Raw genomic sequence first — 3,672 nt, 5'->3', positions numbered from 1 at the left:
CACTGCTATCTTTCTTCTGGGCGCTTTTCGCCGAAGGCATTTGATCTGACTTGCTTTGTTGAGCAATAGCGGATTTAAGAAGATCAACCATATGGGCCCGGAATAGAGGGCTTTGTATCGAGTCCTCCATAACCGTCTGCATTTGCTGACGATAAGGTGCTGTTTTCATGACATCCAAAACCATCTTTTCGTAATCAGGGTTTTTCATCACATCAACGAGTGATTTCTGATATTCCGGATCTTTTAAAAGTTCCTTGTACATTTGTTTAGTCTCTTTTTGAATAGCTTTCGCAAAGTCACCGGCAAATTTAGGATCTTTCATCATTTCCGTGAGAAACTGATTGTTTTCTTTTGCTGTTAGAACGTCTTTAACAGCCATTTGCAGTTGCAAGGATTCATTGGCCGATAGCAATTTAATCTGTGATTGTCCGGCTGCCCCGGCCGCCCCCACATCGCCATTCATGATGCTGCGATTGGCCGCACTGATCGCTTTTTTGCCATCTTCCGACTTTAAAATATCAAGAATCATCGTCTTTTGTTCTTTATACGTATTGGCTTGTGATTGACCTTGTGATGATTTATCAGAACCGCACGAAGAAAGAAGTAAAGCGAGCGTAATGAGCGGCAGAAACATCATCGGGCTTAACCTTCTTATTATCATGAGAACATGCTCCCTTCCCTAGCTTAGTAACGTTAGTATGCGTGGTTAGGGGCAGAATATAAGGTCAAATCATTGGCTTTTTATCTCAATCGTTGTACAATTAGCTATTAGAGTGAATGATGGAGGGAATGCACGTGACGCTGCGCAAATGGTTTCATTTATTTTGGACAACATTACTATTAGGGATGGTTGTATCTATAGGGATTGGGCTCATTTTACAATTTTCCGATAAAGAATTTTCTGTCATGGGTTTGTCTGCAGTTGGTTTTAATGTTGTAAATATGCTGCTCGGGGGAGCGACGATTAGCGTATTAAGTCAAATGGGCTTTTTCGCCTATCTGATTGTCAGATTTATAGCGGCCGGCATTATTAAATCCAAGACAGTTTGGGATCTTTTGCAATTAACGATTGTGATTGTCGTGCTGATTGACCTTGTATATCTTAGAATGACGAATTTTGAGGGAGAGGGCTCCGTACTTAGTTATTCTGTCCTGCCGCTGCTCATTCTGATCATTTCTATAGGGGTTGCTTATTGGAAAGTTAAAATGACGAATCGCAATGCCTTTATCCCAACATTGTTTTTTATGAGTGCTGTATCCGTGTTGGAAGCCGTACCTGCATTAAAGCTGGATAATGCCGCTTCAAGTTTATTTATGTTAGCTCCGCTGCTGGTTTGCAATGCATGGCAAATTTTGATTTTACATAAAATATTGGATAACAAAAAGAGCTAATTCGATTAGCTCTTTTTTAGTAGATATTAATTGAACTGCTTCATTGCGCGGTCTTCGACAGGGGCAGTTTCCACTTCGGTTTGTTTAATCAGCTCGCTCACTGTGACGAATTCGTACCCTTTGGATCTCAATTGATCAATAATAACGGGTAGGGCTTCATGCGTTTGTTGGGAAGAATCGCTGGCATGCAACAAGACAATATCTCCGGGATGTGCTTTCGTCATCACTCGGTTAATAATGGTATCAACGCCTTTGTTGAGCCAATCCTGCGAATCTGTATCCCATTGAATAACGGAGTAGCCTAAATCATTGGCAATTCGCAGCACGCGTTTGTCGAAATCGCCATTGGGCAGACGGATAAGATTAGGCTCTTTCCCGATCAATTCAGTCAATATCCCATGCGCGGTCGTGATTTGTTTGCGTATTTCTTCATCGCTAAGCGTGCTGTAATTATCGTGTTTATTGCCGTGGCTGCCAATTTCAAAGCCATCTTTCTTGATTTGCTCTACAATCTCAGGATGAGACTTGCTCCATGGCGAGGAGAGGAAAAAAGTTGCATTCTTTACGCCCTTATCTTTAAGAATCTTCAGGATCGGTTCCGCCCGCTTATCTCCCCAAGAAATATCGAAAGTTAGCGCGATGACCTTTTTCTCTGTCTGTACGCTATAAATCGCTGAAGGCTCTGCATTGGAAAAGACGGATACATTGCTTTGCTCGGAATAGACAATAGCTGCTGCAAATACAATGGCAAGAGCAATGAATACATATTGCTTAAATTTCTTGGCGTTTAGTACAAAAAAATAGTTCATGTACAGCTAGTACCTCCTTATGCCTCACAAACAGGTAAGGCTTGTATACTCTTTGATAAATAATGTATGCTCGTACACAATACTTATGCTTCCGAAATTGGAGGAAAACCAAATGACATTCAAACCGTTATTCCAGCATTTCAAAGAAATGAAACATTATTTCATCGTTGTTGTTTTAGTTTTTGGCGTTAGTTTTTATTTGGGCTGGGCGAATTCCGATCAGTTTTCACATTTTTTAGAAGGGCAGCTGCAAGGACTTAAGTCCATAAGTCAGTCGCTTAGCAATAAAGAGAATCCGCAGCTATGGTTTTTCTTTATTATTTTTCTCAATAATGCGGTGAAATCTGTGGGTATCATTTTTCTGGGGTTGTTCTTTGGCGTGCTGCCGCTCTTTATGTTAGTTGCAAATGGCATGATACTTGGCTATGTTCTCTCTTTACAAACGCATGAAAGTACATTGTCTATTGTGCTCAAAGGCATTCTTCCGCATGGCATTATCGAAATACCGGTTATTTTACTGGCCTGTGCATATGGGCTTAAATTAGGTATGTTGGTTTGGAAAAGCGCTGCGCAGCTGCTTGTGCCTGCCGAAAAAAGAACGGCTTCTTCCGAGTTGTTCAGAACGCTCCGTTTAACAAAGCCTCTTATACCGGTAATCGTCGTTCTCTTACTGTTAGCGGCAATCATTGAAAGTACCCTCACCTATTGGCTGGTTCATTTGTAAAAAAATTTCAAAGACGTTGTCATAAAAATGGCAAAAACTGAGCATAACAGTAAAGCAGTAGAGCGGCAGACGCAACTTTGTAGTTGGCCGCTTCTTTCAATTCTACTGTTAGTGCCATTAATCTCCACAGTCGAGAGGGGTTTGGATGGATGTATGCTCGGATTTTTGTTCAATGATCGGGAGTGCAGAGAATTAGATTATGTGCTGCGCAAAGAGCTGGATGAAATGCTGTTCGATTTGAATGACAAAAGAATTGACCAAGAGATTAAAGGAGCCATAGAATCCAGATATAAAGTTATTTTCAGGATGTATGCTCGCTTAGCGACTCCCAAAGAGATTTCGAAATATGCCAGAAACCGCAATTACCAAGCTCAAAAAAAATAGGGGGTATGTTCTTGACTTACCCTCTTCTTATGTGGTATTTTATAACTCGCCCCTTTGAAATAAGGACAAGCAAGTCATTCAGAGATAAACTCCCAAAAAGTTTTCGAAAAAAATACTTGCAATGTTTTGGGCCGATGTGGTATATTAAAAAAGTCGCCGCTAAACAGATGGCGATGAAGTAGAAAAGCATTGATCTTTGAAAACTGAACAACGAGTAAGTAAGCACAGTCGAGTAATCGACTATAAATGAGATTGCAAAATCTCGCTAGCAAGTCAATGAGTACAATCAGCTTTTCTTTTATGGAGAGTTTGATCCTGGCTCAGGACGAACGCTGGCGGCGTGCCTAATACATGCAAGTCGAG

At 41.0% G+C, this 3,672-nt stretch carries 5 protein-coding genes and 1 rRNA gene; 4 read left to right on the top strand and 2 right to left on the bottom strand.

What is annotated here, in order from left to right; genetic code table 11:
• On the bottom strand, positions 1-661 hold a 661-nt coding region (gerD, locus tag AC3WRW_RS32910), incomplete at its 3' end, for a spore germination lipoprotein GerD (protein WP_492550422.1).
• A gap of 134 nt (positions 662-795) precedes the next feature.
• Here gerD and AC3WRW_RS32905 point away from each other — a divergent pair.
• On the top strand, positions 796-1,392 hold the full coding sequence (locus AC3WRW_RS32905; RefSeq protein ID WP_492550421.1) for a KinB-signaling pathway activation protein: 597 nt from the start codon (positions 796-798) through the stop codon (positions 1,390-1,392).
• A gap of 26 nt (positions 1,393-1,418) precedes the next feature.
• Here the strand turns inward: AC3WRW_RS32905 and pdaB are convergent, their stop codons facing one another.
• A complete protein-coding gene (gene pdaB, locus AC3WRW_RS32900) occupies positions 1,419-2,201 on the bottom strand; it encodes a polysaccharide deacetylase family sporulation protein PdaB (RefSeq protein ID WP_492550420.1) in 783 nt (260 codons plus the stop codon).
• A 112-nt stretch (positions 2,202-2,313) separates the two neighbouring features.
• Here pdaB and AC3WRW_RS32895 point away from each other — a divergent pair, with 112 nt between their 5' ends.
• The 3 genes from AC3WRW_RS32895 to AC3WRW_RS32885 form a co-directional block, all read left to right on the top strand.
• Complete coding sequence (locus AC3WRW_RS32895; protein WP_171683397.1) at positions 2,314-2,925, top strand: stage II sporulation protein M; 612 nt, start codon at positions 2,314-2,316, stop codon at positions 2,923-2,925.
• 153 nt (positions 2,926-3,078) lie between these two features.
• Positions 3,079-3,309: a hypothetical protein gene (locus AC3WRW_RS32890; protein WP_090826664.1), complete on the top strand. Its 231-nt coding sequence runs from the start codon at positions 3,079-3,081 to the stop codon at positions 3,307-3,309.
• A gap of 297 nt (positions 3,310-3,606) precedes the next feature.
• A 16S ribosomal RNA gene (locus tag AC3WRW_RS32885) occupies positions 3,607-3,672 on the top strand; the annotation flags it as partial.

The organism is Paenibacillus sp. FW126-R14 (assembly GCF_058789495.1).
This window is presented reverse-complemented; position numbering and strand designations above follow the sequence as displayed.

Coding starts and splice junctions, on each gene's coding strand:
- pdaB (WP_492550420.1), bottom strand. CDS start 2,201: ATGAACTATTTTTTTGTACTAAACGCCAAGAAATTTAAGCAATATGTA.
- AC3WRW_RS32890 (WP_090826664.1), top strand. CDS start 3,079: ATGCTCGGATTTTTGTTCAATGATCGGGAGTGCAGAGAATTAGATTAT.
- AC3WRW_RS32895 (WP_171683397.1), top strand. CDS start 2,314: ATGACATTCAAACCGTTATTCCAGCATTTCAAAGAAATGAAACATTAT.